Source organism: Flavobacterium sp. LHD-80 (genome assembly GCF_030929605.1).
In the GTDB taxonomy this organism is placed as follows: Bacteria; Bacteroidota; Bacteroidia; order Flavobacteriales; family Flavobacteriaceae; genus Flavobacterium.
The window spans coordinates 1-5100 of record NZ_JAVFVS010000003.1; the positions used below are offsets into that span (position 1 = coordinate 1).

Sequence of the window (5100 nt, forward strand, 5' to 3'; positions counted from 1 at the left end):
GCAAGGTCGACTCCGTCCAGTGTATAGACTGCTGTTCCTGCGTAAACGCCTGCTACTGTGCTCAAGTCCACTGTCAGGTCTGATCCTGTATAGCATTGTGCCGCAGGAGCAGTGATCGAAGGCGCCGCATTGTAGATTACAGGAACTGTGATCTTGGCAATACAGTCTTTAGCGTCTTTTACATACACATCCCATGACAGATCCGTAAGGTTGGTATCCACTTTAAGGATGTTATTGGCCACATAAGCGCTTAATGCCGGTGCCGGGTCTGAAGCCTTCACAACTGCATAGCTGTATGCGCCTGTGCCGCCGCTCGGTGCATTTACCGTGATTTCTGACTCGTCTCTTGAACAGAACACCTTCGTAGCAGAAGCCGTGAAGGCAATAGCCACAGGAGTCGTGATAGTCACTGAAGCATCCTTGATACAGCCTGTAACATTATCTCTAACTTCAACTTTGTATGTTCCTGCTGAAAGATTTGTTAAATTGATAAAATCTGTTCCTACTGGCTGTGTTAAAACATAACTCAATGCCACTGGTGTTGTTGTAACAGTAACAGTATAATTCTGTGAAGAACTGAATCCTGTAACCGTATATCTTGCAACTCCATTGTTTGTTGTTCCGTTTGCCGGATTACATGAAATGTCGCTTACCAAATCACCAACTATTGCAATTGGTGTTAATTTAGGTGTGGTAAATGATTTTTCAAATGAACAACCATGATCATCAGTAACTCTGAATAAGTAAGTTGTATTAGCTGTTAATCCATTGAAAACATTTACACCTAAATTATCTAAAGGAGTTGGAGATACTATTTCATACTTAGTTATATTATATCCACCAACTACTGTCAACTGAACATTTACATCTGGAACAGGACAGGTTGGAGCTGAACTAATAAATGTAATGTTATTTATCTTCTTGTAAGGGTTAACGGTAATCTGATCATCAAATAAACATCCATTTGCATCTTTTACATAAAAATGAACTACTTGAGGTGCAACATTATCTACATATAATACATTTGTATCAGTATATGTGCTTGATCCGTCAAAATTATATTGATAAGGACCTGTTCCTGTAAGTACACCCGCAACACTATCAACATTTACAGTTACTTTAGCAGGTTGTGGAACATTTCCGCTACAAGCATAATCAGTTATAGTTGCAGTTGCTGTTAAGGCTTCTGGAGAACCTACAACAACATTTGCATCAAATGCAGAACAACCTCTACCTGATGTAACTGTTATTCTATATGTACCTGCCGGTAAACCTGTAAAAATATTATCATTTTGAGTTCCTACTACAGGAGAAATAGCATAAGTATAAACCGGATTATTATTTGATGCTGGCAAGTTTACAGTAATAGTACCATCACTAGAACCAAAACAACTTACCTTGGTAGTAACAGTATTAAACGTCACTGCTACTGCGGAAGGTATAGTAACTTTTGTAGTAATGCTACAAGCCGTCGGGGTTGCAGTATCTGTCATTGTTACAATATAATCTCCAGGTGACAAACCAGAAATAACATTTGCAGTTACAGTTCCGCTGGCTGGCAAAATACTATAAGTATATACTCCAGTTCCTCCAGTTCCTGATAATGTAATTACTCCATCACTATCATTACAATTTGGAACGGTAACAACAGGAGTCATTTGCAAAGGCGCATCAATAGTTATCGATTTTGTATCTGTACAACCATTGGCATCTTTAATTATTACTTTATTCACTCCTGATTTAAGTCCATTAATAGTGTATGGCAATGAAACGCTCACGAAATCATTATCATTAACACTAATAGTATAAGCACCAAATCCAGCTGTAGTTTCAGTAACGTTTATCGCAAAAGTACCTTCCTCAACACATTTATCAGCAACTGATAATGCAATAACCGGACTAGGATCAACTGTAATTGTATGATCTAATTTAAATTCACATCCATTTGAGTCTTTCACCCAGATGTCCCAATTTAATTTTAATGGCGCAGGAAACGGATTCAACGTTCCTAAACTGCTATTAGTATAAAATGTTGCAGGTGCTACACCATCCTGTACAAAAGCATATTGATAAGGTGCAGTACCTCCAGTTGCCGCTACTCTAATTTGAGTACCTGTATTACAGCTGTTAGCATTAGTTTCACTTGTAATTAATGCGTTAACCGGTAATGGTTGTGTAATTATAAATGTTGTTGCGGTATTACATTCAGTTCCATCTACTTCTTTTACGAATAAAGTATAAGACCCAGCTTTTAAACCACTAAAAGTTCCGTTAATATCTGCACCTGTTAACCCTGTAAATGATCCTCCATTAGGAGCAGCAATAGGTAAGTTGGTCAATTCGTCACGAATTTCATAAGAAACTTCATGTGTAGTTGAATCATAATCTTCAATAGTGAACGAAATTGCTCCTTCATTAGACCCCGCACAAGTAACATTTGAAGTTACTGATGCAGTTACTTTAATAGGAGAAAGTACAGGTGTTGTAACTTCAACAACCGAAGAACATCCACCATTATCCACAACTTGGAATAAATAAGTAACTCCATGAGCTAATCCTGAAAATCGCTGCGTTGTTGCAGCAGTATTAACAGCAGTTAAAGGCTGTCCGTATATTGAGTAAGTAAATGGACCAAATCCTGTTCCAACTACTACATTAATATCCACATAAGCTCCTGTAAGACAGCTTCCTGTACTAGAAAGACCTGTTGCAGTAAGTCTAGGCAGGGTATTAATTCTAGTTTTAGGCGCTTTGAATTCACAACCTTTAGAATCAACAATTGTCACATAATAATCACCAAAAGAAAGTCCTGGGAAACTATAAGAAGCCGCAGAAATTGGACCCGATGTCGCTACCTGCGAAGAAGTATTGTCATAAAGCGTATAAACAAATGGAGGAATTCCGCCAGAAGCTACGTCTAGAGCTACATCAATAGATCCAGGAACATTTGATTGACATTGAATTGGATGAGGAGTTATCGTTGCGTTAATTGGTAATGGATTATCTAATGTAATACTTCCATTAACCGTACATCCTTTTTTATCTTTTACAACCCATAGATAAGTATTAGCACCTAAATCAGGAAATATGTTTGTATCTAAAAAAGTAACCCCATTATCAATACTATATTTAAACGGAGCCTCCCCTGTTAAACCTTTTAGTTCTATATAACCATTTGTATTTCCATTACAGCCAGGCCCAGCAAACTTAGTAGAAGCTGTAACTATAACTGCATCGATAACTTTTACACTATTTGTGATTTTAATACAAGCTGTTGGAAGATTAGAATCTGTAACTTCAAATTGGTAATCACCAGCAGTATTTGTTGTAAAAATATTTCCTGAAATACCTGTTGTAGAATACGTTGCTCCACCATCAGAAGAAACTCTATAGGTATATCCAGCTTTACCTCCTGCAGCAATGATTTCAATAGAAGCAGCCGTCGGAACACTACATGTTAAATTTTTTCTCAATTCTGCAGATACAGTCAATACATTATTCACTGTAACAATTGTATTGTTAGGACAGCCATTAGCATCTTTTACAGTAATAGTATACGTACCAGCCGCAACTGTAAAAGTATCTAATAAAGCACCTGTTGGCGCTACACCTGTATTAATTGTGTAAGTATAAGAACCTACTCCACCAGAACCTACTGCTTTTATAGTAAATAAGCTACCAGAACCAGTACATTGATTTTGAACTGTAGCTGTAACAGTAGGAGCTAAATCTTTTGCAATAGTTACATCTAATTTTGTTTCACAACCTTTTGCATCTTTTACCCAAATATCCCAACTTAAATTGGTTGTCGGATTTAGATTAAAAGAAGAAACAGAACCGTAATCACCAGCTACTGGAGCTACATTATTTTGTTTAACTTGATATAGATATGTGTTTCCTGCAAATGGAGTTCCTCCTCCTGCAGTAACAGTAACTTTAGATGTTGGCACACTACAATTTGCATTTACATTGCTTGCAAGTCCTAAAGTTAAAACCGGTGGCTCTGTAATAGTTACTGTATCATCTTTTGAACAACCTGTTGTTCTATCTTCTACCTCTACTTTGTAGGTACCCGCACCAAGACCCGTTAATGTAATAACATCACCAGAAAGAGTTTGTGTAAAAGGTAAAGCTGCAGGAACAGTCGTTACAGTAATAATATAATTACCTGTAGAACTAAATCCAGTAACTGTATATTTTGCAATTCCATTGTTTCCGCCGTTACAAGAAACGTTAGACACTGTTTGTCCAGCAATTGCTATTGGTGTAACCGGATCTACTGTGTGAGATTTAGTAACACTACATCCATTTGCATCAGTAACAGTAACTAAGTAAGTTGTACTTGCTACAAGACCTTCAAATTTGTTTGGAAAGCCTGTTGGAGAAGTAATTCCCGTTGATGGCGATATAGAATAAGTTAATGGAAGTACGCCATTAGATGTTGTAATCGTGATTGTACTAGTTGTACTAGCAACTGGTGAACAATAAATAGGTGTTCCAACAATATTTGTTATTGATGGTGGGTCTAATTTTTTGATTAAAATATTTTGAACTGGTGTTGTACAACCATTTGCATCTCTTACACGGTAAGGAACAGTTTGATCTGATCCATTATCATAGATTATCAATGTGTTTTCGCCTGTAAAAGCTCCACCGTTAATACTGTAAGTATAAGTTGTAGGGCCTGTACCTCCATTTCCAGTAACTGTAACCAAAGTAGAAGAACTACATGTAGTTGTAGCTGGAGCAGTAGCCGAAGCAGTTAACAATGGAGACTCAATAATAATAACCGATGCCGTTCCCGTACATCCTAGATTGTCCGTAACAGTAATGTTATAAGTGCCCGCTGTAAGGCCTGTTGTGCTGGCTGTAGTAGATACAGTCGTACCTCCTTTTACAACAGCATAAGTATAAGGCGCTTTCCCTGAAGTAGGCGTGATATTGATTGTTCCTGTAGCATCTGAAAAACATTTTACATCTGTTTTTGAAGTGCTAAGGGTCAAAGTAGTCGCTTTTGTATTTACCACGACACCGTTTGAGACTGCAGAACATTTCGGAGTTGCCGAATCGGTCACTCTGAACGTATAGGTTCCTGCTGTC

At 37.6% G+C, this 5100-nt stretch carries 1 protein-coding gene; it reads right to left on the reverse strand.

Going from position 1 to position 5100, the window contains the following annotated elements; all coding sequences use genetic code 11:
* Positions 1-5100, reverse strand: a 5100-nt coding sequence (locus RB619_RS04570) for a hypothetical protein (protein WP_308094736.1), incomplete at both ends; no start/stop codon positions are given.